Source organism: Georgenia sp. EYE_87, from assembly GCF_023148685.1.
Classification (GTDB): Bacteria; Actinomycetota; Actinomycetes; order Actinomycetales; family Actinomycetaceae; genus Georgenia.
Genome location: NZ_JAHXNL010000004.1, coordinates 82,894 through 108,127 on the forward strand (window position 1 = coordinate 82,894; position 25,234 = coordinate 108,127).

At 68.4% G+C, this 25,234-nt stretch carries 22 protein-coding genes; 4 read left to right on the forward strand and 18 right to left on the reverse strand.

Annotation, left to right across the window (positions count from 1 at the left end; genetic code table 11):
- Positions 1-41 precede the first annotated feature (41 nt).
- On the forward strand, positions 42-989 hold the full coding sequence (locus KZX45_RS08320; protein WP_248257265.1) for a LysR family transcriptional regulator: 948 nt from the start codon (positions 42-44) through the stop codon (positions 987-989).
- A gap of 1,016 nt (positions 990-2,005) precedes the next feature.
- On the opposite strand, the gene KZX45_RS08325 is transcribed toward KZX45_RS08320, so the two are convergent.
- The 5 genes from KZX45_RS08325 to KZX45_RS08340 form a co-directional block, all read right to left on the reverse strand.
- Positions 2,006-2,503: a hypothetical protein gene (locus KZX45_RS08325; protein WP_248257266.1), complete on the reverse strand. Its 498-nt coding sequence runs from the start codon at positions 2,501-2,503 to the stop codon at positions 2,006-2,008.
- A gap of 2 nt (positions 2,504-2,505) precedes the next feature.
- Positions 2,506-2,886: a glutaredoxin family protein gene (locus tag KZX45_RS20455; RefSeq protein ID WP_374112575.1), complete on the reverse strand. Its 381-nt coding sequence runs from the start codon at positions 2,884-2,886 to the stop codon at positions 2,506-2,508.
- A 74-nt stretch (positions 2,887-2,960) separates the two neighbouring features.
- Positions 2,961-4,334 carry a hypothetical protein gene (locus KZX45_RS08330; RefSeq protein WP_248257267.1) on the reverse strand — a complete coding sequence of 458 codons (1,374 nt, stop codon included), beginning with the start codon at positions 4,332-4,334 and terminating at the stop codon, positions 2,961-2,963.
- Complete coding sequence (locus tag KZX45_RS08335) at positions 4,331-4,660, reverse strand: hypothetical protein (RefSeq protein WP_248257268.1); 330 nt, start codon at positions 4,658-4,660, stop codon at positions 4,331-4,333. Before KZX45_RS08335 ends, KZX45_RS08330 begins: the two co-directional genes overlap by 4 nt.
- A complete protein-coding gene (locus KZX45_RS08340; RefSeq protein WP_248257269.1) occupies positions 4,657-5,100 on the reverse strand; it encodes a hypothetical protein in 444 nt (147 codons plus the stop codon). The genes KZX45_RS08335 and KZX45_RS08340 overlap by 4 nt, the downstream gene beginning before the upstream one ends.
- A gap of 119 nt (positions 5,101-5,219) precedes the next feature.
- On the opposite strand from KZX45_RS08340, the gene mobF reads away from it, so the two are divergent.
- On the forward strand, positions 5,220-8,849 hold the full coding sequence (gene mobF, locus KZX45_RS08345; protein WP_248257270.1) for a MobF family relaxase: 3,630 nt from the start codon (positions 5,220-5,222) through the stop codon (positions 8,847-8,849).
- 142 nt (positions 8,850-8,991) lie between these two features.
- Here the strand turns inward: mobF and KZX45_RS08350 are convergent, their stop codons facing one another.
- The 5 genes from KZX45_RS08350 to KZX45_RS08370 all read right to left on the reverse strand — a co-directional run bounded on the left by KZX45_RS08350 (position 8,992) and on the right by KZX45_RS08370 (position 13,819).
- On the reverse strand, positions 8,992-9,678 hold the full coding sequence (locus tag KZX45_RS08350) for an N-acetylmannosamine-6-phosphate 2-epimerase (RefSeq protein WP_248257412.1): 687 nt from the start codon (positions 9,676-9,678) through the stop codon (positions 8,992-8,994).
- Positions 9,678-10,727: a Gfo/Idh/MocA family protein gene (locus tag KZX45_RS08355; protein ID WP_248257271.1), complete on the reverse strand. Its 1,050-nt coding sequence runs from the start codon at positions 10,725-10,727 to the stop codon at positions 9,678-9,680. Before KZX45_RS08355 ends, KZX45_RS08350 begins: the two co-directional genes overlap by 1 nt.
- Positions 10,724-11,548 (reverse strand): carbohydrate ABC transporter permease, encoded by an 825-nt coding sequence (locus tag KZX45_RS08360; protein WP_248257272.1) that lies wholly within the window; start codon positions 11,546-11,548, stop codon positions 10,724-10,726. The genes KZX45_RS08355 and KZX45_RS08360 overlap by 4 nt, the downstream gene beginning before the upstream one ends.
- Positions 11,545-12,402 (reverse strand): carbohydrate ABC transporter permease, encoded by an 858-nt coding sequence (locus tag KZX45_RS08365; protein WP_248257273.1) that lies wholly within the window; start codon positions 12,400-12,402, stop codon positions 11,545-11,547. The genes KZX45_RS08360 and KZX45_RS08365 overlap by 4 nt, the downstream gene beginning before the upstream one ends.
- Positions 12,403-12,514: 112 nt before the next feature.
- Positions 12,515-13,819: an ABC transporter substrate-binding protein gene (locus KZX45_RS08370; RefSeq protein WP_248257274.1), complete on the reverse strand. Its 1,305-nt coding sequence runs from the start codon at positions 13,817-13,819 to the stop codon at positions 12,515-12,517.
- Positions 13,820-13,979: 160 nt separating this feature from the next.
- Here KZX45_RS08370 and KZX45_RS08375 point away from each other — a divergent pair, with 160 nt between their 5' ends.
- Entirely contained in the window at positions 13,980-14,924 is a 945-nt protein-coding gene (locus KZX45_RS08375) for an ROK family protein (protein WP_248257413.1), read from the forward strand.
- A 5-nt stretch (positions 14,925-14,929) separates the two neighbouring features.
- The gene (locus KZX45_RS08380) at positions 14,930-15,622 is read left to right on the forward strand and encodes a GntR family transcriptional regulator (protein WP_248257275.1); all 693 of its coding nucleotides are present in this window, start codon (positions 14,930-14,932) and stop codon (positions 15,620-15,622) included.
- Between the two features lie 59 nt (positions 15,623-15,681).
- Here the strand turns inward: KZX45_RS08380 and KZX45_RS20235 are convergent, their stop codons facing one another.
- The 8 genes from KZX45_RS20235 to KZX45_RS08420 are packed head-to-tail and all read right to left on the reverse strand — an operon-like array spanning position 15,682 to position 25,219.
- Positions 15,682-17,190, reverse strand: a complete 1,509-nt coding sequence (locus KZX45_RS20235; protein ID WP_248257276.1) for a M23 family metallopeptidase — start codon at positions 17,188-17,190, stop codon at positions 15,682-15,684.
- A gap of 33 nt (positions 17,191-17,223) precedes the next feature.
- Entirely contained in the window at positions 17,224-17,757 is a 534-nt protein-coding gene (locus KZX45_RS08390) for a hypothetical protein (protein ID WP_248257277.1), read from the reverse strand.
- Positions 17,754-18,269, reverse strand: a complete 516-nt coding sequence (locus tag KZX45_RS08395; protein ID WP_248257278.1) for a hypothetical protein — start codon at positions 18,267-18,269, stop codon at positions 17,754-17,756. The genes KZX45_RS08390 and KZX45_RS08395 overlap by 4 nt, the downstream gene beginning before the upstream one ends.
- Positions 18,266-19,948, reverse strand: a complete 1,683-nt coding sequence (locus KZX45_RS08400; protein WP_248257279.1) for a type IV secretory system conjugative DNA transfer family protein — start codon at positions 19,946-19,948, stop codon at positions 18,266-18,268. Before KZX45_RS08400 ends, KZX45_RS08395 begins: the two co-directional genes overlap by 4 nt.
- Positions 19,948-21,429 (reverse strand): ATP/GTP-binding protein, encoded by a 1,482-nt coding sequence (locus KZX45_RS08405; RefSeq protein WP_248257280.1) that lies wholly within the window; start codon positions 21,427-21,429, stop codon positions 19,948-19,950. The genes KZX45_RS08400 and KZX45_RS08405 overlap by 1 nt, the downstream gene beginning before the upstream one ends.
- The gene (locus tag KZX45_RS08410) at positions 21,426-23,051 is read right to left on the reverse strand and encodes an SCO6880 family protein (RefSeq protein WP_248257281.1); all 1,626 of its coding nucleotides are present in this window, start codon (positions 23,049-23,051) and stop codon (positions 21,426-21,428) included. The genes KZX45_RS08405 and KZX45_RS08410 overlap by 4 nt, the downstream gene beginning before the upstream one ends.
- The gene (locus KZX45_RS08415; RefSeq protein WP_248257282.1) at positions 23,048-24,529 is read right to left on the reverse strand and encodes a type IV secretion system protein; all 1,482 of its coding nucleotides are present in this window, start codon (positions 24,527-24,529) and stop codon (positions 23,048-23,050) included. Before KZX45_RS08415 ends, KZX45_RS08410 begins: the two co-directional genes overlap by 4 nt.
- Positions 24,530-24,532: 3 nt before the next feature.
- On the reverse strand, positions 24,533-25,219 hold the full coding sequence (locus KZX45_RS08420; protein ID WP_248257283.1) for a hypothetical protein: 687 nt from the start codon (positions 25,217-25,219) through the stop codon (positions 24,533-24,535).
- Positions 25,220-25,234: the final 15 nt, after the last annotated feature.

A 25,234-nucleotide genomic window follows, 5' to 3' on the forward strand; every position in this document is an offset into this window, starting at 1 on the left:
GTTCCAATAAGTTCGGTACATCCAACATTGAGGTGGGAATGATGCCGCGTTACACCCTCCGTCAACTGAACTACTTCATGGCAGTGGCCGAGGCGGGCTCGATCACCGGGGCCGCCCAGCGGCTCCACGTGTCGCACACCGCCGTCTCCTCTGCCCTCTCCGAGCTGGAGCGGCTGCTGCACGCGCAGCTGCTCGTCCGGCGCAAGGCCCATGGTGTGACACTGACGCCGACGGGCTCCTACCTGCTCTCCCGGGCGTCCGAACTGCTAGAGGCGGCTGAGGAGCTGGAACTGAGCGTTGCCAGCAGCGGTGAGGAGCTTGTCGGTCCGCTTGTCGTCGGCTCGTACGTGACGGTGGCGCCCACAGTGCTGCCGCCGCTATGGGAGGGGTTCGCCGCGCGGCACCCCAAAGTGGAGCTCACCTTCGTGACCGGCACCCAGGACGAGATCCCCATGCGTCTCCTCGACGGTGAGCTGGACCTAGCGATCGTCTACGACATGGCCTTGCCACGTGGTGTTCGCTCGGTCCTCCTCTACGTCACCACTGCGCACATCATCATGCCGTCGGGGCACCGGCTTGCCGATGCCGAGGCCATTGCGCTCGGCGACCTCGCCGAGGATCCCATGGTGCTGCTTGAGGCGCCGCCGAGCAGCGAGCACACGATGCGGCTCTTCGAGGACGCCGGCGTCGAACCGCGCATCCGGTACCGCACCACCGATTACGAATTCACGCGCTCACTCGTTGCGCGGGGTGTGGGCTACGCGGTGATGGTTCAGCGGCCTGCTGCAGACGTCTCCTACGAAGGCCTGCCGCTAGTAGCCAAGCCCATCGTCCCGCCAGCGCGGCCAGTGCGGGTGCTCATGATCTGGCCCGAGGCCGTGCGGCTCAGCGATAGAGCTCGCGCAATGGTCGTCCTAGCGGCGGACTCAGGCTTACGCAGCGGGACGTCAGCGGCTGCGCGGCCGGCAGGTGTAGCAATCTCGGGGTGACTGCGGCTTTGCCCTGCTGCGGAATTCCAACCGTTGAGCGCGAGTTGGCCCGATGGATTCCGTGAACTAACGCATCGACGAGGGGGGACACGGGGCTGAAGGCCGAGAGCCATTTGGCTCGCCGCCGCGCCGCCCTGTGGAGCCGGTCCCCGGAGGAACGACGGCGGATCGCGCCGTGGTGCTGTGGGTCCGCTGAGGCACCGGCATGACGACCCTGGCCCACCCCCGTCGCGTCCTCGACGTCTCGCTCGTATGAGCGTTGGACCGGATCTTCCCGAGTGTCGAGGCCGCGGCTGCCGTGGGGTGGAACGCCGCGAAGCGCAACCGCTGCCCGACCATGCCTCAGCGAGAGACAGCCGAGGTCGACCCGCAGCTGTGGGAGCAGTACGCGGCCGAGCTGACCGCGATGCGCGAGCAGCTGCGCAGCGTGCCGGGCCACGACCGCGCCACCTAAGCCCAGGTGGCACGGGCAGGCTGGTGACCTGTACCAACGGGTTCGCGCTGGTCGTGCCACTTGAACCGGACCCTCCAGGTTGAGGAACCGCGACCTGGGGGCACCAACTAGTCGGAGAGGACCGGGCTCGCCGTCCGATGAATGGGCTTGCACGTCCACTTGTCGAACAAGGGTGTGAAGCGCGCCCAGCAGTGCGTGATCCGGCGGGGCGGCGAAACTGCTGTTCCGGCCTCAGCAGCGTTCGTTTCCTGGACGAGAACGTGCTTTGTCGGACGCCCCGGTCGCCCCTGAGCCGCATACGAGGGCTGCCGCCCTCCGGTCGCTTCGCTCCCTTCGGTTGCCCTCGGAAAGGCTGCGAACCTTCCAGCCGTGAAGGCGTGGAGTACCTGAGTCGTGCGCTCTTCTGGGCAGTGGCGACGGGAGGGAGCGACGGTCGCCGGATGTTGAAGAGCCTTGGTCGGGTCTTCGACAGTTGAGATGCGACAGTCCGGCCGCATCGCTGATTCTTCCGCGCATGAGTGGCGGGACAGGATTCGTTTCTCGTCTGACCTCCGGGGCGGTTCTACGGCGTCGGGTGCCGGTGACGCCAGTATGTCCGCTCGGCTTCGTACGTTTGCTGGGCCCGCTCCCAGCTTGCGTCGGTGCCGAATGGTTTGTGCCCGAGCCTAAGGCAGGCGCCGCAGAAGATTCCGGTCTCGGGGTATGTGAAGAAGCCTGCGCCGCAGCGTACGCAGATCGGGCCCTGCGGTGGCGCTCCAGCGTCTGGGTAGAGGCGTTCGAGCTTGTCTGAGCCAGCGGCCGCGGCGATGGCCGCTTGTTGCAGTGCAGGGAGCAGCTCTCGGGCGTCCGCGGCCGTCAGAAACCACGGCAAGAGCGAGCGCCCCTCGTCACCGACCGCGGTACCGAGCGCGCAGGCGGTTATCGCTGCGAGGAACCGTCCCAACTGCTCGCCCGCCAGCCGGACGTGCCACTCCGTTCCCTCATGGTCTATCTCGAGAGTGCCGTATCCGGGGTCGTCGAGCATGATGCTGTATTCGGCGCGGAACCAGTAGGTGCTCATTGTTACTCCGTCAGCCGCCCAGCTACGTCGCCTACAGGGCCGACGGTGGCGGGTGCTTGCGCTCGGCTCAAAGATGGGCCACCGCTATCGCCTGGCGCAGATCGGCGTCGGGTAGGGGGGTCGAGACTTCCTCGGTTGCCCTCACCCCTCGCGTCCCTCAACAAGGCAATTGCCTCGCGCAGCCGGTCGGGTTGCAATCCGGACCACCATTGCTCGGCGTGCTCGACAACTGGCAGCGCTTGGTGCCCGGCAGCCCTGAATTCGTCAGCCTTCTTCGGGTGCCGCCCAAGGTCTACGACCTGGAAGGGCGCACCGGCCCGCTCGAGGACGTTCCTCGTCAGTCGGCAGGCCGCACAACTGGGCGTGCCGTAGATGGTGAGCATGGGTCCTCCTCTTGTCTGAATCGACTCGGCAGATCCGCTGGTGCCTTCTGCCAGGCGGTGTACGTGGCCGTTTCTTATGGAGCAACCACCGAGCGATGCGGTGTATTGGACAGACTCGGGCCGACTGCGAGGTCGGGCGTTGCGGGCCTCTGCTCGCGAGTTCGTCGGGTCGTTCTGTGTCCGAGGGTGGTCCGGGCGGAATTCAGTTGAGCCCGCGGTGCTCGTCCGTGTTCGTTCGTCGGGTACGCGGCTCTGAGGCTGTGGAGCGCTGTGACCAGGCGGGGTGCGTCGTCCAGGAAGTTGTAGCGGTTCCATGCGTAGGTTCCGGCATCTGAGTAAGAGATGAGCCAGCGTCCGGAGCTGAGTTGCTTGTTCGCAGCACGAGCAAGTTGCTCGACAACGAACGGCCCGTGGTGGATGAGGCCGCGTAGGGCGATGGCGTCGGGACCTCGAAGCGCCAGTGTTCCTGGTCGTTGTTCGCGGAGGTACTGCCACATGAGTGTGGTCTGAACAAGAGGTGTGGTGTCGCCAAGCACGAGCGCGGATACGTCCCGTGATTCGGGGCGAACCTCCTGTCCGATCCGCGTTGCCAGACTTCGCGCGAGTTCCACGCTGCGCCCGTGCTGGCGGGGCTCCAGGAGAGCGGCTGATGTGAGGAGGATGCGTGCCTGGCCGAGTGCGGTGCGGGCGATGACGTCGGGGCGTATCTCCTCTGCGTGTTCGAGCTGAGCCGGTATCCGGCGCTGTGCTTCGAGAAGCGCTGCAGTAGAGGTGACGGCAAGCGGGCGGGTGGAGCTCGGTGGGACGCGTAGCCCGGAGAGGTCTGGAAGCGCGCCCGCCCGCGAGATTGCGTCCGCTTCGACCGCGAGAAGTGAGGCCGGGCTCCTTTCGGCTTCTGCGAGAGCTCGAGCGACCCGATCGGCACCTTCGCCGTCAGGATGGACGCGCCGCGCGGAGATGAGCAGCTGGCGATCGAGGTTCTGTACGACCGGCGTCATGGCGGCGACGTCTGCGACGAGGCTCCACCGGTGGTGTGGCCCAAAGGCGCTTCTTTCGGCGGCGAGGTCGTGGCGAGCGATGATCGCGGACCGTGCCACATTGCGCCAGATCCCTGCCGTGGCGGAGGATAAACGCTCAGCACGTACGTCCAGAAACGACTGCTGCGTCGGAGTCAAGGGGTAACTCTCGATAGCCTGTCGGAGCGCCTCCACTGGATGGTTCATGACCTCACCCAATGTGACTCGTGAGACGACGTCCGGGCTCTTTGATCGCTTCCCGTGGTCCTGCCCGGTAGCCACTGCCATCGACTCCTGCATGAGCCGGATTGCTTCGTGCCGGCCCATAAGCGCGACGGCCAAACCGACTTCATCGAGGTACCTGGAGCCCAGACTGGTTGACAGGTGTGTCAGGTGTTGGGCCAGCTGTGCGCTCTCCTCTCGGTACGTCATGGCGTTCCGGCCCCATCGACGCCAAGTCGATCGCCCGCAAGTTCTCGGGCGGCGTGGGCTATCGCGGCGGCCTCCTCGATGGAGATGGCTGCCGAAGCCGCCGCCATCAGCGCACTGCGCACTTCTTCGATGTCTGGGACAGGCAGATGGCCAACACTGCCGGTCGGCGGGAACGGTGGATGTAATGCCTCGATGGCCCAGAAGGCGATACCGGCGTCGATGCCCTCAGCCACCATTAGCGCGCCGCCGTGGTCGGCACGGCGCTTGAGCAGTCGGCGGGCAACCGCCATCTGCTCGCTCTGGGGACGCTTTGAGATCCTGTTCATGTCGACGAGTCTTCGTCGGCGGAGCCGAGCGCGTTTGGCGCAGTGTGGACAGCGGTCGACCCCTTCTGGCCCTGTGGATGCGAGTGCACCAAGGGCGAATCCTCTTCCGGCTCCTTATGGGACGAAGTCGAATGCGGCGTGCGCTGCTCCCGCTCCGCGTCCCTACGGATACGCCGTACTTCTCGCGCTTCGATTCCGAGGAGTACAGCCACACGGCTCGGCGTCTCGCCGAGGTTGAGGAGGTCCTGAACCGTTGCGTCCATCCGCTCATCGAGGGCCTGAAGCTTGGTGGCGAGTTCGTCCCGCTCGTCCCCAGCGGTGTAGTACTTCGCAGCAGCCTCCTCAATTAGGCGATCCCGCTTGTCACGCTCGGCGTCGAGCCTCAGCCGTGCACTCCTCGCACGTTCCCTTGCGTCGATCTGACGGTTCGTTCGAGCCACCTTTTGCCTCACTATGCGTAGTTGATGTCGTCATGTTGTGTCATACTCAACATGCAGAGGTCTACACACCTCTTGCACTACTAGTGGCGTCGGGCGCGCACAGGGGGGCAGCGCTGGTGATGACGGTGCACGTGCTCCACGCCGGGGACGGCTACACGTACCTCACGCGTCAGGTTGCCTCGGGCGACACGTCCCGCCGGGCGGGTGAGTCGTTGGCGGACTACTACGCCCACGAGGGCAACCCTCCGGGACGGTGGGTCGGCGCCGGGCTCGCCGGGCTCGGGACTTCCGGGCAGGTCAGCGAGGAGCAGATGAAGGCCCTGTTCGGTGAGGGGTTGCACCCTGATGCGGACCGGCTGATTCGGGAGGCGATGGCCGGCGGGGCGAGCGTGGAGGAGGCGGTCAAGGCGGCCCGCCTGGGGCGCCGGTTCCCACGGTTCGAGCCGGTCGACGACGAGGAGTGGACGAGCTCGATCCGGGCCGCCTACGCGAAGTTCAAGGCCGAGCACGGGCGCGCACCGGAGGCCGGTGTCGAGCGAGACCTGATCCGGTGGGACGTCGCCGGGGCGATCCTGACGGGTCGGTTCGGGCGGGAGCCGGCGGACGCGGAGCGGTCGCACTACCTTGCGCGGCTCGGTCGCCAGCAGCGTCAACCGGTGGCCGGTTACGACCTGGTTTTCACTCCGGCCAAGTCCGTCTCGACGCTGTGGGCGCTGGGGGATGCGGACGTTCGCCGTGAGGTCGCGGCCGCCCACGAGGCTGCGTGGCGGGGTGCGTTCGGGTGGGTCGAGCAGGAGGCCGGCTTGACCCGGGTGGGCACGGGCGGGGCCGCCCAGATCGACACCCGCGGCCTGGTCGCCGCGGCGTTCGACCATGCCGACTCGCGCACCGGGGACCCGAACCTGCACACCCATGTCGCGGTGTCCAACAAGGTCCAGGGCAGCGACGGCAAGTGGCGGGCCCTGGACGCCCGTGTGCTGCACGCCCTGGGGGTGGCGGCGTCGGAGCGGTACAACACGCTCATCGAGGAGGAGCTGCGCAGCCGGCTCGGGGTGCGGTTCGTCGACGAGGACCGAGGCCGCGGCAAGCAGCCGGTGAGAGAGATCGAGGGCATCGATGCCCGGATGCGGGCGGCGTTCTCCTCGCGCCGGGCCGCGATCGAGGAGGTCTACGCCGAGCTCACCGAGCGGTACCGGGCCGACCACGGCCATGAGCCGCCGAAGGCGGTCCAGCTGCGCCTGGCCCAGCAGGCCACCCTGGAGACGCGGGAGGGCAAAGAGGACGGCGTGACGCTGTCCGAGCGGCGGGAGCAGTGGCGCCGCCAGGCCGCCCAGGTGCTCGGCGAGGACCGCCAGGTGGGGGAGATGATCGCCGCCGCGGTGCACCGCGACAGCGGCGAGGACGGGACGGGTGTCGACGTTGACGAGCTCGCCCGTCGGGTCGTCGAAGAGGTCCAGGCCAAGCGTGCGACGTGGAAGCCGTGGCACCTGATGGCCGAGGCGATGCGGCAGGCTCGCCAGCACGCCACCGGGGACCTGGCCGGCGTCGCCGAGCAGGTCACCGCCCGCGCGGAGGCGCTGTCGCTGCGGCTCGACCCGCCCGAGCTGAACCCGGTTCCCGAGGTGCTCCAGCGCGCCGACGGGGAGTCGGTCTACACCGTGCACGGGCAGCGCGTCCTGACCTCCCAGGCCGTGCTGGACGCCGAGCACAATCTCGTCCAGGGCGCGCTGCGCACCGGCGGGCTGGTCGTCGGCGAGCAGCAGTTCAGCGCCGCCCTACGAACGGTGGAGAAGGAGAGCGGGCGCACGCTGAACGACGGTCAGCGAGAGTTGGCGCGCGCGTTCGCCACCTCCGGGCGCGAGCTCGTGGCCGGGATCGGCCCGGCCGGGACCGGGAAGACCACCGCCATGACGGTGTTTGCCCGCGCGGTGGAGAACGCCGGTGGCAGGGTGCTCGCGCTGGCACCGTCGGCGGCCGCGGCGAGCGTGCTGGGCGAGGAGCTCGGGGTGACCGCGGAGACCCTGCACAAGCTCATCCACGCCCACCGGACCGGCGTGGTGACCGAGGCGCTGCGCGTCGACGCCTCGACGGTGCTGCTCGTCGACGAGGCCGGCATGGCGGGCACGCCGCTGCTCGACCAGGCCCTGACCCTGGCGCGGGAGCACGGGGCGAGCGTGCGGCTGCTCGGTGATCCCCAGCAGCTCGCCGCCGTGGAGGCCGGTGGGGCGCTGCGCCTGATCGACGAACGCGTCGGGGCCGTGCGCCTCGAGCAGGTCCACCGGTTCGCTGACCCCGAAGAGGCCGCCGCATCGCTGCGGCTGCGCACGGGAGAGACTGGTGCTGGTGACTTCTACCTCGGGCGTGGACGGGTGCGTGGCGGGACGCGCGAAGCCATGCTCGAGGAGGTCTACGCCGCCTGGTCGGCCGACACCGAGACCGGTCAGGACGCGGTCATGATCGCCGGGTCGAACACCGACGTGACTTCGCTGGCCGGGCAGGCCCGCCGCGACCTGGTCGCGGCCGGCCGGGTCGAGACCGACGGCGTCGTGCTCCACGACGGCAACCAGGCTGGCCGCGGCGACCGGATCGTCACCCGGCTCAACGACCGCACCCTGGCCACCGCGAACGGCAAGGACTTCGTCAAGAACGGCGACGTCTGGGAGGTGCTCGATCGCGCCAACGACGGCCGGCTCCGCGTCCGGCACACCGGCCACCGCGGCACGCTGAACCTGCCCGCCGGTTACGTCGCCGAGAACGTCGAGCTCGCCTACGCCGCCACCGTGCATCGGGTGCAGGGCATGACCGTCGACTCCTCCCACGCCCTGCTCGACGCTAGCACCGACCGCCAGGGCCTCTACACCGCCCTGACCCGCGGCCGCCAGAACAACCGGGCCTATCTGGTCACCGACACATTTCTCGGCGCCGACGGGCACGACGAGGCCGGCCCGGCATGGTCTCCCGCCCAGGTCCTAGCCGGGATCATCGCCCGGGACGGCGCCGCACTCTCGGCAACAACCGCACAGGAGACCGCCTACCGCGAGGCCCACAGCCTCGCCCGCCTGGTCCCCGAGGTCGAAGACGCCCTCGACCGCTTCGGGCACTACCCACCCGGCCTCGAGCCATGGCGCCCCGCCCCGGACGCCCCGGAGTGGATCACCGTGCCCGACCTCAGCAGCCACCCGCAGGTGCGGGAGTGGGCCGCCCGGCACGTCGAACTCATCGAGCAGCGCGTGGATCACCTCGCCGACCTGGCCCTCGCCGGCCGTACCGAATGGAGCCGGCGTCTCGGTCTACCGAGCGACGTGACGGAAGGAGCGGTCGTCGGGGCTCGGCTGGTGGCCGCCTACCGCGACCGGTATGGCATCACCGGTAGCGATCCGCTCGGTACCGAGCCCGAGCACGGCCGCCAGCTGGAGGACTACTGGCGCGCAGTGGCCGGACTGGATCAGATGCACAAAGGCCTGGACCGAAACGATGAGCGTGCACAATCGCTGGCCGGACAGGTCACCGGCGAGAGGCAAGACCAGCGACAGCGCACTTCCTCCGCGGCTGAACTGCTCCGCCGCCGCCCCAACCGCCCCCTGGACCTCAACGACCACGGAGACGAGCACGGCGCGACGGACAGACTCGACCGCGCGCGCGAGCAGCTGCGCAAGCGGCGCGAGACGCGCGGGAAAGCGGACCTGCCAGACAACAACGATGGCACTAAGCACAGGGGGCCACGACGCGGCGGACCGTTATACCTCTAGCCGGTGGTCATCGGCGGTGCGTCGGTTCAGCGTCACGAAGCCGGGAGATTGAGTCAGCCCAGTATCTGATCGACATCAGTCGCTCTGCCGGCCGGTCGACCGGCAGAGCGACTGGGCGTGCGTCTCGACGGGTCGACCCAAACTAGAGAGTGATACGAGCCCTAGAGACCTCCTGCGCAAACCACCGTGTGATCGAGGTGGGGTGCGTGATGGCCGTCCCTACGCACACAGCAAAGGCTCCGCGCTCGAGTGCAATCCGCGCATCATCCGGCGTCTTTATCCGGCCCTCGACGACGAGAGGGAGTTGAGCGAATGCCCTAATCTCGTCAACTAGCGCGAGATCTGGCCCCTGAGTCTTCACTCGATCACCTGTGTAGCCGGAGAGAGTCGTACTCAGGATGTCTACCCGCGCGGACTCTGCGGCTCGCGCATCCTCGGCTGATCCGCAGTCCGCCATTATGAGAGCGTCCGAGTGCTCTCTGATGCGCGCGACCGTTTCAGCGAGGGTGAGACCATCCGGGCGAGCTCGTCTCGTTCCATCGATCGCGACGATGTCTACACCAGTGGATGTTACCGCTCGGGCATGCTCGACAGTGGGCGTGATGTAAACGCCCGAATCCCCGTCCTTCCACAGTCCGATCACAGGTACGGGGACCGTTCCGACGATGGCCCGGAGGTCCTCCACACCCTCCACCCGGACGGCGCAGGCACCGCCGTTGATGACGGATCGTGCCATCTGCGCCATCGTGCGGGGATCCCGCAGTGGCTCCCCCGGGTAGGCCTGGCACGAGACGATGAGCCCGTTGCGAAGCCGTTCGAGGACGGACATCACGCGGTGACCGGCGAGCCGCTCGCCACTGCCGCAACCTGCACCGTGATTCCCTTTGTGACGGCCTCCTCCAGTGCGGCGACCACTTTGACGGCCTTTGCCGCTTCGCGCACCGTCACCGGGACCGCAGCTCCAGTCAGGCAGGACCGAACGAAGGTCTGCAGTTCCACGGCGAGTGCGCCCTGCGGGGAGCCATACAGTGGGGCACCGGCCGGCATCGGGAGCGCGAACTGGTCACCGGCGACATGGATGCCGCTGTCGAATGAGTCGATCGACAATGCTGCCTGTGAGCCGACCAGCCGGAATCGGGCGTCGAGGTCGGTCGGGTAGTCCTCGGGCAGGTTCCAAGACGACTCGACCTGGACTACGCCGCCGCCCGACAATCGAAGGTTGCCGAGTACCGCCATACTCTGTCGTCCGGTTCGTTCCAGCGCCGCTGAGGCGAACCCCTGGACCTCGATCACGTCTTCGCCGGTGATCCACTGCAGAGCGTCGATGTCGTGGATGCCCAGGAAGAACGCGACGCTGACTCGGCCGCCCGCTCGTTCGCCGACGGAGACCTTGTTGTCGCGGCGTAGGTATCCGTGCTGGACCTCACCGAGACCGCCTGCCTTGACCACTTGGCGGGCGTGGTGGTAGCGCGGCTCAAACCGAAGCGTCTGACCGGGCATCACGACGACGTCTGCATTCTCCGCGAGGAGCGTGAGCGCGTCTGCCTCTGCCGGGTCGGTGGTGATCGGCTTCTCCAGGAGGAGGTGAAGCCCTGACTCGATGATGCGCTTGGAGTCGGCGAAGTGGAGGTGATCCGGGGTGCAGAGACTGATGGCGTCGACTGCATTCGCAGCCAGGAGTTCGTCGAGCGTGGCGTAGGCGGTCGCGCCGGTCTGTTCGGCAACGTCAGCGCGGACTTCGTCCCGCGGATCGACGACGGCGGTCAGTACGACGTCGGGCGTCCCCCGGTAGATCCCAACGTGCTCAAGACCGATCGCGCCGAGCCCGACGACGCCGATTCGCAGCGGCGACTTCGCCGCCTGGTGCTGGTTTGTCATTTCACTCCTCCATAGGAAAGGCCGGTGGCCATTTGCTTTCGTGCCAAGATCGCGAATACGACGATCGGCAGCGTCCCGATTACGCCGGCGGCGGTCAGGGTGGACCAGTTGGTGCCGACGAAGCTCAGGAAGCCTGAGACCCTCACGGGCACCGTCTGTGTGGCGCCGCCGGTGATGACGAGCGCGTATAGGTATTCGTTCCACGACTGGATCAAGGACAGGATCAGCGTCGCGAAGATCGCGCCGGTCATGTTCGGCGCCACGCATTGAAGCATCGTGCGCCACTCGCCGGCGCCGTCGATCAGCGCTGCCTCACGAACCTCTCGCGGGAAGTTCACGAGGAACGAACGGAGGATCAGGACGGCGAGCAGGACGGCATAGTAGGAATGGATAAGGGTGATCCCGATGGTGGTGCGCGATAGGCCGAGGTCATCAAAGGTGCGGTAGAGCGGCGTGAGCCCCAACACCGGCGGGACCGTTGTGAGCAGCAGGATCACCAGAGCCACCCGGCGCGAGCCGTTGCTCCTTTCCGGCCAAACCTGCGTGGTCAAGTAGGCCAGGGGCAGGCCGCCGATGACCCCGACGAGGCTTGACACCACCGCGACTATCGTGCTGGTCAGCATTGCCTGCGACATGCCGCCCTCGGTCCAGGCCTGTGCGTAGTTGGACCACTGCGGCGTGAAAATCCACACCGGCTCGGCGCTGAAAGCCTCGACGTCTGACTTCAGTGAAGTGCTAACCAACCATGCCACCGGCGCCAAGCACCAAACGACGAATATATAAACGAGTACGGTCCTGACCTCGCCGATTAGGTGCTTCACTTCTTATCTCCGTCCTGCTTGCCAAACCCCATAATCCGACGCGCCAGCGGGAAGACGAGCACCACGAGCGCGACCGATGTGAGGAGTGCAAGCGCGGTCGAGTAGCCAATGTCGAACACCTCGAACCCGACTCGGTAGACGTAGTTGCTGATCGCCAGTGAGGACGTGCCCGGCCCGCCTTCTGTCATGGTCTGGACAAGCGCAAAAGTCTTGACGGCGTCGATAATTCGTAGCAAGAGCACGATCGACATGACCGGCGCAAGCATTGGCAAAGTGACGTGGCGCAGCATCGTCCACCCGTGTGCGCCGTCAAGTTGTCCGGCCTCGAAGGGCGCGGGGTCGAGCGACTCCAGGCCTGCAAGGACGATAATGACGACGTACGGAGTGTTCTGCCAGACCTCGACAAGGATGACGGCGAACAGCGCCGTGCTCGGGTTCGAAAGGAAGGCGTGGTCTGACCCCAGTCCCAACTGCCCGAGGAAGTAGTTGATCATGCCCGACGTCGGATCCATCAGTAACCGCCAGGTGAGCCCGGCCACTACGGGTGTCAGGACCATTGGCACCAGGATTAGAGCTCTGACGATGCCCTTCCCGAAGAACTTCCGGTGCATGAGGAGGGCGATCGCGACACCGAGCACCATCTCGACACCGACACCAACGGCAACGTACGTCAGGGTAACGACGATTGATTTTAGGAGCGTCGGGTCGGAGAGGGCCCGGGTGAAGTTTTCCAGGCCGACGAATGTTTCGCCGCTCCCAGGGATCAAGAGGTTCTCGCCGTGAAGCGCGAGCCAGATGCCCCTAATCAGAATGACAAGTAGGAACGGGATGATCACGATCCCGGCCGGGATCATCAGCGACAGCGGGGATCCTGTCGCTGACTTGCGGCGTCGCCGTTCCGCTGGGCTGGCGGTGGGCTCGCGTACTCGTTGGTTAAGGGTTAGGCCTGACATGAATCAGTTCTTTTCAGCCGAGCTGCCGGTTGATGTTCTCCGCCGCCATGTTCAGGGCGTCGGAGGCGCTGGTCTGGCCCGACAGAATGTTGGAGAGCGCCTGCCCTGTCTCGACGATGATCACGTTCGCGTTCTGACCGCTCGGAAGGTAGTCGACGTTCCCCGTCTCGAGCTGGGACAGCACGGCTTCCTGGAATGCGCCGTACTTCTCCTGGTACTCCGAGCCCGTCAGCACGGATTCGAGGGTGACGCCGACGGCTTCGGTAGTTGCAACGGCGTTCTCCTGCACGTCGAGACTCGTCGCCCAGGACATGAACTTGTACGTCTCCTCAGGGTTTTCGCTGAAGGAGCTCAGGTATAGCGCGTGCACGTTCAGCGAGTTGTTCGTGTTCTCCCCGGACTCGACGCCGTCCGCGTACGGAATGGCCGCGTACCCGACCTTGCCGGCCACGGTCGACGATTCGGGGTCCTCATTGAAAGGACCGTTGGCCGTCGCATCGATGGTCATTGCTGCCCTGCCCTGCGTGAAGGCAATGCGATTCTGCTCCCAGTCGAAGTTTGCGGCGCCCGAGGCGCCGTACTCTCTCAGGAGCGTCGACCAGTACTCCGCGGCCTCCACTGCCTCGGGGCTGTTGATCGCCGATTTGCCGTCGGCGTCGAAGAAGTCACCGCCGAAGGACCGCAGGAGCCCTGCCCACGGGTACACGCTTTGAATCCCTGGAGCGCCGCGCATGGTGATCCCGGCGACCTCGCCGCCGGAGCCCTCACTGATGGTGCGGGCGGCTTCCATCAACTCGTCGGTCGTCTGCGGCGGGCCGGCGATCCCGTGCTCCTCGAACAGGTCGGTTCGGTACATCAGGAACGTGCTCTCGCCGTAGACAGGCAGGCCGTAAACGGCGCCGTTGTCGGTACTCATCGGTGCGATGTATGGGTCGTAGAACGCGTCGAGGTCTCCGAACTCGGTGTCACTCTCCGCCAACGGCGCTAGGTCCTGGATGTATCCGGACTCGAAGTAGCCACTTCCGTAGACGTTGTCGGTGAAGACGGCGTCGTAGTAGTCGGATTCCTGCGAGAACTCCTGGAGAATCTTGGCTGCCTGGTCGCTGTAGGGGACAGTCTCGATCGTTACATCGATCCCCGTGGACTCCTCAAACTCTGGCAGCATCGTCTTGATGTTGTCCGTATAGGAGATGTCCTCCATGAGGACCGTGATCTTGCCTGAGTCACCTCCCGCCGAGTCATCACTGGTGCCGCACGCGGCGAGGCCGGTGACAAGTGCTGCCGACGTGCCGATAACGAGGAACTTCCTTGTTTGCATCATTCGAACTCCCGGGGACGGAGGGGCGCCTTCATTGGAGCACCCTATGGATCTTGTGAGTACCCTAGGGTGATGGCGGTCACTGTACGGCGCATGTGACGTACAACGCAAACACCCAGTGAACGAGCTGTAGGGGGAAGAGGGAGCGATGACGGCAGACATGCTGATAGGCGTCGACATCGGTGGAACCAAGACTGCTGCGGCGTGGGTCTCGCAGGAGGGGCGCGTGGGTCCGGTTGTTAGTACGCCTACGCCCGCAGCCGACGGGCCGAATGCCGTTTTGGAGACTGTGGTCAGTCTCGTCCAGTCCCTCCTGGGCGATCCTTCCGACCGTGAGGAGGGCCGTAAACGTCACGCTGTCGCGCTCGGAGTCGGGACGGCCGGACTGGTCGACGTGACCACCGGTGTCGTCGTGGGCGCAAACGACACGTTCCCCGGGTGGGTAGGGACGCCGGTAGGCGAGGTGCTCGCAAATCGGCTGCGGCTCCCGGTCCATGTCGAGAATGACGTGGACGCACATGCGGCAGGTGAGGCATGGGTCGGTGCTGCAGCAGGAGCCTCTTCTGCGCTTGTCGTCGCAGTCGGAACTGGTGTGGGGTGCTCCTTGGTGCTGGGCGGGAAACCGCTCCGCGGAGCGCACTCTGGCGCGGGCGAAATTGGCCACATGCCGTGCGCCCTCGCGGCGGGCCTCATGTGTCCGTGCGGACGACCGGGGCATCTGGAGGCGCTAGCCTCAGGGCCCGCCGTGCACCGCGAATACCTCAGAAGAGGCGGAAATCCGGAGTCTCAGGACGCCCCATCAGTCCTCGCTCAAATGAGGAACGGTGATGCCATCGCGTCGGGTGTCGTCAGAGACGCGGCCGTCGCGCTCGGTCAAGCCGTGGCAGGCCTAATCACTGCACTTGACCCGCAGATCGTCGTGGTCGGGGGTGGATTTGCGCTGGCCGATGAGACGTGGTGGGGCTGGCTCGAAGAAGAACTCCGGAGACAGCTCATTGCCCCGCTTGCCACCGTGCCGATTCGTCGGTCGGAACTGGGGGGCGCCGCACCTATCGTAGGTGCAGCAGCGGGAGCGCGCCGGCTGGTCAATGGGGGCCAAGGATGAGTCCTGTGAAGAAGTACGACGCCATTGTCAAAGACCTATTGGCGCTGATTGACACCAAGCGTCCCGGTGACCGCATACCGAGCGAGCAGGAACTCGCTGCTTCGTACAATGTGTCGGCGATGACCGTGCGGCGCGCGATGCAGGTTCTCAATGCGAGCGGACGGACCGTGGGTATACCTGGCAAGGGCACGTTTGTACGTGCGCCTACGGTGTTGAAAGCACTTTCATCAACGTCGTTTAGTGAAACTATACGCGCCTCTGGGAAACGTCCGAGCAGCCGACTTCTGTTGGCGTCGATGGAGCCGGCGAACGAAGAGGAGCGGGAGATCCTTGAACTCGCACCAAATAGTTTGGTCATTCACGTGCATCGCGTACGCTACGGCGACGATGTGCCACTGTGTGTCGAGCGTGCGACTTTGGTGGCAGACCTCTTTCCGGGGCTTCTGGGCCGCGACCTTACGGACTCTCTGTACGCGACCTTGCGCTCTAAGTACGGCACACTAATCTCGAGAACTCGTTTCGAGGTGACTGCAACTTTCGCCGATCGCGAGACATCAGCATTGCTCGAGATTGGGTCTCCAACTCCATGTCTTGAGACCCGCACCGTGAGCAGGAACCAAGACGGTGCGCTGGTCGAGTTCACGACGTCGCTCTACCGTGGGGATATGTATCGACTAGTCCTTGAGACGGGCTCGTAGCATGTCGGGGCCACCTGGCCGATGCGCAGAGTTAGCGTGCGCCATATGAATACATTATTTCAACGTTTGCTGATCGCCCGCTGGCCATAATCGTGATCCGCTAAATGCGCACGTTTGCTGTCAGTTCTGCCCGATGCCGGCGTGACGATTTGCGACCCTCCAAGGTGCGCGCCTCGGGCGGCCATGAAGGGCTCGGGGTCGGTGTGCTCGCCGTTAAGGTAGACACCGAAGTGCAGGTGGCAGTTGGTGGAGTTGCCGTCGTTGCCGACGAGAGCGATGAGCTGGCCGGCGGTGACGTGCTGGCCGGGCCGGGCCAGCAGGCCGCTGGCGTACATGTGGTTGTAGCTGGTCTGGATGCCGTCGCCGTGGTCGAGGACGATGACGTGCCCGGTCAGCCCGAGGCGGGGGTGCGGGCCGCCGGCGTAGGCGATCCGGCCGTCGGCGGCGGCGTAGATCGGTGTCCCGCATGCGGCGCCGAAGTCGGTGCCGGTGTGGAAGCTGGAGCCGAAGAGCAGGCGTGGCCCGTACGGGGAGGTGATGGGTCCGTCGACCGGCGCCATCCACTGCCCGGTGGGTCCGGCCGGTCCCGCTGTGGTGGCGGTGAGGCAGTCCAGTGGCCCGGTTCCGGCGTTCACCGAGGGAGTCGGGGTGACGTTGACGTGCGGGTGGTCGAGGTGGTTGGCGGTGTCCGAGCCGCGGTCGGCCATGGGCTGCCAGCCCTTGTCAGCCTCGGCGGCGCGCCAGATCGCTTGGCGCCAGATGATGTAGTCCACGCTGAGTCGGTCGGTGTGCTCGATGAGGTAGGAGACGATGGCGTCGCCGGTGGCGGTGTCGTCGTGGGTCATGAAGTCCACGGCGAGTCCGGCTGGGTGGCCGCCGGCGTCGACTGCGCTGTCCCGGTAGCCGCCGATCTCGGCGAGGTCGAACCGGGCGCCGACTTCCTCGGCGAGTGCTTGCGTGTGAGGTTTGACCGGGCCGAGCTCGTAGCGATGACCCGGAGTGGGGTCGTCGGTCGTGTCTGTCTGGCTGAGAGCCGTGACGATCTGGACGGCGGCGTCCCAGTAGTCGGCGTAGTGAAGCGGGTCGGCGTTGCGCTGGACCCGGTTGGCGGCCAGCGTGGGTTGGAGGTCGCGCCAGCCCTCGATCTTGTTCAGGGCGTCGAAGAACATGGCGGCCGAGCGGGCGGGGTCCATGCGGTCGGCGTAGGTGCCCCAGGCGCCGTTGTCGCGCTGCTGGAACAGGCCGCGGCTGTCGGGGCCGGCGGCGTCGCCGCGGTCGAGGATCCGCAGGCCGGACTCGCCCATGGCCGTCATGACGCCGATGGTCTGGCCCCAGGCGTCCATGCCGCGCTCGGCGCCCACGCGCATGATCGTGGCGGCGTTTGCCAGCTGCTCGCCGGAGTAGCCGGCGATCTCACCGTCGGGGACGTCGCCGACTGCGAGGGCAGTGCCCGGTGTGCACACGCCCGCGGGGGAGGGCCGGCTCAGGCCCGTGCCGACGAAGAGCACCAGCACGAACCCACCGAGCACGGCGAGCACCGTGCAGACCACGACGGCAGCCTTCTTCACGTGTTTCTCGTCCTCCCCCCGGGACGGGCGTGTTCAGTTGATCGGGTCGGCGTACTCGACCAGCCAGGGATCGGTGGCCCCGGTGCGGGTGAGCGTGACCAGGTACGGGCCGGCGTCGGTCCCGACACGGACCTCGGCGAGCGACGCCGAGCCGGTGTCCAGTACCTCCCCGCCGTCGGTCACGGTCGTGGCCGGCACCGCCGCCGGGTCGACGTAGGCGAAGGTCTCCACTCCGGTGGTGGTCATCAGCCCGGCGATCCCGGCGTGCCACTCCTGAGCGGTCAGGTCAGGGCGGGCGAAGGCGCGCATGAACGCCACCGCCCGGTCTGCGGCCTCCTCGGCCGCGGTCTCGTCCCACGTCGGCGGCGGTCCGATGGGGTCCTGCTCGTGCCCGGTCAGCTCCTCCATCGGCTCGTCCGTCGGCCGGGAGCTCGAGGTGGCCGGTGCGGAGCTCGGTGCCGCCGGTGCGGCGGCCGGCTGCGGCTCGGCCGGGGTCGCCGCGCACCCGGCGGCCGTCAGGATCGCGGCCACCGCGGCCACGATGCCGACGGTGCGGCGCGGCGTCACCGCTCCTCCTCGTCGGCAGGGAGGGACTGTGCGACGAACTCGTGGAACGTCTCGTCGGCCTGCCAGGCTGGGGCGGTCCACTGGTGGTCCTGGTGGCCGTCGTCGCATCCGGAGAAGACCTTGAGGTGCCGGAGCCGGTCGAGGGTCGGCCACAGGGACCGCTCGTGCCAGTCGACCAGGGCGGGCGAGGGCTCGGCCGCGGACTCGTTGTAGGCGCCCTGGTGGGCGACCATCAGGGCGGTGAGCTGCTCGACGGCGACGGGGTGGCGGTACCAGCACGGCGGGAGGCGGTACTCCCGGCCGGGCAGGTTGGACAGGTATCGGGCGGTGAGCCAGGCGACGAACTCGGCGAGCTCTTCCCACAGGACGATCTGGCGGTCCCGGTCCAGGCGGGTCCACAGCCACGGCCCGCCGGCGGGCCGCTCCGAGACGGCATCGATGAGGTCGGCCAGGGCGCCCTCGACGGTCTCGAGCCGCGCCTCGAGGTCGCCGAGGTCTTCGGTGGTCGTCATGCGGTGATGCCCTCCCGTTCCAGCACCCAGGACGTCGAGGTCTTGAGCGCCTCGGCGTCGGAGCGCTTCCACCACGGGGTGAGATCGACGATCCCGCCGGGCAGGTCGCGGTAGAGCAGCAGCGCCCGTCCCTCGGGGATGGTGCGCAGGTCGGAGACGCTGAGCACGCGTTCCTTCTCCGTCGAGACGTTGAACGAGGTCGTCTCGCCGCTGTCGGAGTAGTGGCGGGCGGAACGGGTGACCCGGCGGTCCCCGAGGAGCCGGGACACGGACTCCAGGAAGCCGTCGTTGCTCACCCCGCCCATGAGGAGCTTGACCGCGGCCGCCGCCCAGATGGTCTTGGCGCCCTCGTCGCCGTAGCGGCTGCGCAGCTGGGACTCGTCCTGGACGACCGGCCACACGCTCATCCCGCGGCCGCCGCCGTCGGCCATGAGCTGGGGCAGGTCCGGGATCGGCGCGATGTTGGCGACCTCGTCGAGGACGAACGTGATCGGCGGGTCAAGGCGGCCGGCGGCGGTGCGCTGGGAGGCGAGTCGCCCGGCCCGGACCACCGCGGAGACCAGGGCGGTGATGAGCGGGGCGACGCCGCTGGACCCGCCCTCGGAGAGCAGGTAGAGGGTGTCGGAGGACCGGACGAACCGGTCCGGGTCGAACGCCTCGCCGTCGTCCTGCGGGGGGCAGACGAAGTCGACCACCCGGGGGTCGGCCAGCGGCTTGAGCACCAGCGAGAGGGACATGTCGGTGGAGGAGACGGTCTCCCGGGCCTCGCCCCGGGCGAACTTCTCCAGATCCTTCGCCCAGCCCGGGGCCGCGCCCTCGTGCTCGCGCAGGATCGCGTAGGGGGTCTCGTTGTCGAAGTCCCGCGCCCAGGCGAGGACCTCCCGAATGGTGTGACCACCGAGGTCGGCGGCGTGCAGCAGGCAGCGCAGCACCGTGTCGGCGGCCTCGTGGAAGAAGCCCGCGTTGCGGGAGCCGTCCGTCGGCCGGGCCGCGACCATCGCCTTCGCGCGGTCCATCGCGACCTTGACGTCTGAGCAGCCGGCGACGATGTTCCACCTGGCCGCCTCGGGCCACGCGGAGACGCCCTCGGGGTCGAAGACCCACACCCGGCCACGCTCGGCGCGCCGCTGGGCGGTCACGCGGAACAGGTCGACCTTCGTCGAGGTCGCCACCACCGCGCCCGGGGCGTCGACGACCTGCCCGACGGCGAGATAGGCCGTCTTGCCCTGCCGGGGCGGGGCGATCACGCAGCCGGTGTCCTCGGTGCGGGGGCGCACCGGCTGCCCGTGATAGCTGGCGATCGGCTCCAGGAGCGTCGCGGACGGTCCGCCGGTCGCGCGCTCCTTGAGCGCCTTGCCGGTGACCATGCCCTTCTCGGCCCGGCCGCGGTGGCGCGCCGCCACGGCCGCGACCAGGGCGATGGCGGTGAAAATGACCAGGGCGAACCAGGTCGCCAGGACCACCGGCAGGCTCGCGGTGGTCACGTCCTCGCCGAGGTCGAGCGGCGACAGACGCAGCAGCGCGAGGAGGGTGCGGTCGACGTCGGCGAGCCCCAGGCCCGCCGAGGCCAACCACAGGGTCAGGTGCCAGTAGCCGAGCAGAAGCACGGCGAGCAGTGCGAGCTGGACGTTGGCCTTGGTGCTCGCCTTGATCGGCGGGCGGTTCTCTCTCGTCACCATCAGCGCCGGCCTCCCATCGCCGCGTCGGTCTCTGTCAGCCGCTCCTCGAGGTCGGAGCGCACGTGCTGGACCATCACCTCCGGGGCGGTTCCCCGCTTGAACAGGTGGAACCCGGTCTGCAACGACGGGATGACCTCGGCAGCGTCGGCGGTGAGGTTGAAGTCGCGCACGCACCGCTCGACATCGGCGGCGCGGGACTGGCGGTAGACGTGGACGGTTTGTGCCTCCTGCAGGACCGCCATGGCCGGGGAGGTCACCGGAATGTCGGCGAGCTTGTGGATCGCCACCACCAGGGCCAGGCCGAGGGCGCGGGCGAGTTTCGTGTTCGAGCGCAGCAGGCCGGCGTTCGGGCCGGCGACCAGGTGCCAGCCCTCCTCGACGACGAGGTTGGTCATCTTGCCGCGGTTGCGGCGCAGCGACCCGAGCAGCCACAGGTTCGCGATCGCCATCACGGTCGGGACCGCCGGGCCGTCGTCGGGCAGCTGGGAGATGTCGAAGCTGGTCAGCTTCTCCTCCAGCCGCACGCCCTTGGAGGTCGGTCCGTCGAAGATGCCGCCGTACTCCTCGAGCAGGCCCCCCATCAGGAACCGCACTCCCAGGGCGGCCTCGTGCAGCCGTTCGCGGGCGGCGGCCGAGGCGTCGCCGTAGCCGCCCACGTGGTCGGCCTCGATGTGGCCCAGGTTGGCGAGCACGTCGGGCAGGACCGGCACCCGGCCGTCCACCTCCGCCTGACGCATGGTCAGCCGGTACGCCGAGCGCAGCGCCTCGCGCTCCCACTCGTCCAGCGGCTCGCCGTCCTGTGCGAGCTCGGCGGCGACCTGGAGGAGACGGACCTGGTTCTTCGCCCCGGCGCCGGTGATGATCGGGTCGAGCAGGTTCAGCACGACCCCGTCGCCGTCGGTGCTGAACGTCAACGGCTCACCGCCGAAGAAGCGGACCAGCTCGGCGTACTCGCCCTCACCGCCGCGGTCCTTCTTGTCGAAGATAACCGCGCGGCGGTCCCGCAGGAGCAGCGGGCGCAGCGCGTAGGCGGACTTGCAGACCGAGGACTTGCCCGAGCCGACGTCGCCGACCACCACCACGTTCGGCGAGGAGACGATGCCCTTCTGGTAGGCCACGAACGGGTCGTGGTGGACCCGGGAGGAGCTGAGGCAGTCCAGGCCGACGATGAGCGCCTCGACGTCCGTGGGGGCGGCGACCACACCGGTGTTGAGCACCTCGGCCTGCCGGGTCGTGCTCGGCGCGCCCTGGGCCAGCGGGGCGTAGTAGCCGCGCCTGGCCCAGCCCGGCTTGCGGCGCAGGCGCGTACCGCGCGCGTTGTGCGGGGTCAGACCTTCCTCCCGCGGGGGTGGCGGCGGGGGCGGCGCGAGCAGCCGGCGTCGCCGCTTGGTCTCCTTGGCCGGCGGTGTGGTCGGTGCCTGGTTCTGGACCGCGAGCTCGCGCTGGGCGCGGCGCGTGGCCGGGATGTTCGTGGTCGTCACAGAGCCTCCTTCGCGCCATGGCCGGACAGGGCGCTCATCACGCGGTCTCCGGCCGAGAACAGCGGGGTCCTGATGCCCCGCACGATCGGCCACGTGCACCCCGAGGCCGCCGCCTGATAGGTGTCGAGCCACTCCAGGCGCTCGATGCCCAGGTCGCGCTCGGCGATCGCGGCTGCGTGGCGGGCGGCGCGGCCGAGCTCTTCCCGGGTGCGGGCGCTGATCGTGAGGTAGCCGGCCCACTCCACCCCGGCGTTGTGCTGCCCCGGGCGCAGGTCGGCGGCCCGGCGCTGCGCGGCGCTGAGGCGCAGCTCGTTCTCCTCGTCCAGCAGGCGCCCGTCCTGGTTGCGGGCCACCCGGTCGGCCGCATCGCGGGTCAGGTCCGAGCGGGCGGCCCCGCGGGCCTGTCGGGCGGGGATGATCCACGTCTGAAAGCTGAGCGTGAGCAGCGTGCCGTCCGGGCCGCCGGAGAGCATCGGGGTCAGCCACATCGACGTGCGCGGTACCGTGGCCAAGGCGTCGGCGCTGATCCGTGCGGTGCGGTGCCACCACTGCGCCTCCTCCCCGGTGGCCGAGTCGGTCGCCGTGACCACGTGGGCGGAGTACTCGTCGCGGCTCGGCAGCCCGAACCGGTCCGGGTCGACGTCGGCGACCTGGTCGATCGGCCGGGAGGGGTCCTGCATGTGCAGCATCACCGCAGCGACCTGCGCGGCGCTGAGCGCCCGCACCTGCACGTGGCGCGCCTGGCGCAGCCCCCGGGCGATCGAGGCGATCTCCGTGGTCATGAACGCCCGCCACCCGTCCCGACCCTCGCCGAACCGGGCGGCCGCGGCGTGGAAGGCCGCGCTCAGCGGCCAGCGCACCGCGATGTAGTGGCGCTGGACCATGCTCGAGGCGTCGCTGCGCCGGATCAGATCGTCGTAGGACTGTGCGAGCTCGCGCGGCGCCGCGGGGTCGAGGTTCTCCAGCAGCCACGCCTCGTGGCGGGCCGAGTCCGGGGGGAGCACCCGGGTCAGGGACTGGACCACCCGGGCCACGGACTCCTCCGAGCCCAGCGTGGCCAGGAACCGGCCCCACCGGGCGGCGGCCTCTCCCGTGGCCCGGTCGGACTCCAGACCGCGGATCTGCCCGGACACCTCGAAGACCACCGAGAGATAGGCGTTCTCCCCGGTCGGGGCGTGCCAGGCGATGCCCGGCCGGCGCGGCCGCCGCTCGAGCCAGCCCATGCCCTCCGCCCCGTCGGGGACCTCCCGGTACGCCGCGGCCTGCCGGGCCGCGTCCGCGCGCACCTTGCCGTCCCGGGCGCGGGCCTGCGCGGCCAGCGCGTCCCACTCGCCCTGGTCGAAGGGGCGGAACGCGACCGTGCCGGTCCTGTTGCGCTCGAGCCAGCGCCGCCGGGTCACGTACCGCGAGACCACCGAGCCGCGCGCGGTGGCGGCAGTCGCGGCCCAGGTCGCCGCGACGACCACGACGCCGGTGACGAACCCGGCCTCGGCCATCGTCATCGTCAGCACCATCGCGACCAGGACTGCCGCGCCGGCGCTGACCAGGCGCCAGGTCGGCACCGACCCACCCAGCCAGGACCGGCGGCCGGACTCCCCGCCCAGGACCGACGTGCGGCTCATCGCGCACCCCCGGCCGGGTCCTCATCCATCTCCGCGGCCGCGATCTCCCCGCCTCGGGTACCGAAGTCGGCCGCCTTCTTCGTGGCCACGACCGCCACGGCCCCGGCCGCGACCGCGGCACCGGCAGCGGCACCGGAGGAGCCGGCGGCCGCGTTCGACGAGCTGCTTGTCGCGGCCGCACCGTCGGAGCCGGCGGCCGAGCCCTTCGCGGCCGCAGCCTCGGTGGTCGACCCGCCCGCCGAGGTGCTCTTGCCCGCGGCGTCACCATCGTCGCCGCCCTGGCCGTCACTTGCTGCCTGCTGCTTGGCCTCCAACGCCTTCTGGATCGTCCCGCCCTCATCCGCGCGCCGGGACGAGGTCGACGACGAACCCGCCGAATCGCCGCCCGCGTCGTTGTCGGAACCGTCGTCCGGGCCGCCATCGTCGCCCGAGTCGGTGCCGGCGTCGGACCGCTGCGCCCGGTCCTTTGCCCGGCGAGCGGTCTCCGATCCACCCCAGCCGCCGCCCGAGGGGCCGTCGCTGGCGGCCATGCTCAGCGCAGGACCGGCCTGCCCCGCCGTGGTCGGCAGCACCGGCGCGAACCTGAACAGCAGAAACGGCGTCAGGCCGGCCAGGCACAGCGCACACGCGGCCGCCAGATGGTTCGCCAGCGTCGCCACGTCCGGGGTGTCGCTGAGCCACTCGGCCTGGCTCGCCGCCAACCGGTAGGCCAGTCCCAGCACCAGGAACAGCACCGGCTTGGCGGCGATCACACCACCAAGGACCATCAGCAGCCGGGTCGCGATCCGGCGCTGGTCCGGGCTGGCGTACCAGGCCAGGGCGATCGGGACCACGGCGCCACCGATGTAGATGGTGACCATCGTGACGATCAGCATCGCGATGACCAGCACCAGGCCGACGAGCATCAGCACCATCAGGCACAGGGCGACCACCACGCCGCCCGTGACTCCCGAGGCGTCGCTGTCCGCGACCATCTCCGAGATGCTCGAGACGACCTCGTCGGTGGACGACTCGATCGCCCACTTGGCGATGACGTCGCTCAACGAGCCGACGAACTCCAGGACGAACCACCCGGCCGCCGGCCCGAACATCGCCCCGCCCAGGAACAGCACCGAGCCACGGGTGAGCACGTCAGCCACCTGGTTCGAGGAGTACACCCCCTGAGCGCTGCGGACCACCGTCACCAGCAGGAGGAACGCCCACAGGAAGACCCCGAGCGCAAAGCTCACCCGGTACGCATCGAGAAACCATTCCGCGGACAGGTCCGGCTGGGTCGCGTCGAACAACGTCGGCAGCACCGACGAGCTCAGCCCGTGCGCGGCCTCCTGCGTCTTGTCGAACAAGAACCCCAACGGGTCCGAGCCAAAGTCCACGGCCGTCCTGACAGCACGCGCGGTGTTACCGACAGCTTCTCGGCCGGCCTCCACCCAGTTGCCCGCACGCTCGAGCAGACCGCCGCCACCGTCTTCCGAGTTCATCGCTTAGCAACTCCCAGCGAAAGGCTGAGCAATGGATTTGAGGTCCGAGACCTCGCGGCTCGCACTGAAGTCCTTGAGCAGCCACACTCCCGTCGAGCGGTCGAGTGTGTATGTCGCGCCTTGGGCCCACATTTGGCCGGCCTGGTTAGTCACCTCGGGGACCATGAGAAGGACGGAAACGACGACTTCGTCGTCAGTAGAGGACTCGATGAAGTACCCGCCGCCCTCGGTGGTGGCTGCTGGCCCTTCCCGCTCTTCCGGCGCCCCGAGCTCCTCGAAACGTGCCGGCAGACCGGTCACGGTCTCGATGGCGTCGGGAGCCGTGATCGCCTTGAGGACAACCGGGACCTCATCGGCCGGCGGCAATGACTCGTCCGAGCCCGCCCACCTGTCGAACGTGGCGGCGAACTCGGCCGCTCCGACGTCGTCGAGCTGGGCCTGCTGCTGGGCCGTCAGCACGGTCTGAGCGGTGATCGCGGCCCCACCGAGACACCCGTTCGCCACCCGGCCGGCTGTCGGTGTGGCGGTCGGTGCCGTAGCGGTGGTCGGAGCGGGCGAGGGCGCGGCGGTCCCGTCACGCTGGCCATGCAGCCAGGTCAGGGCACCCGCAGTAAATGCCACCACGAGAATGCCGGCGACGATCCACCGCACCCAGCGGCGGCGGTAGCGGAACTGCGGTTCGAAGCTCATCGGCTGCTCCCCCTG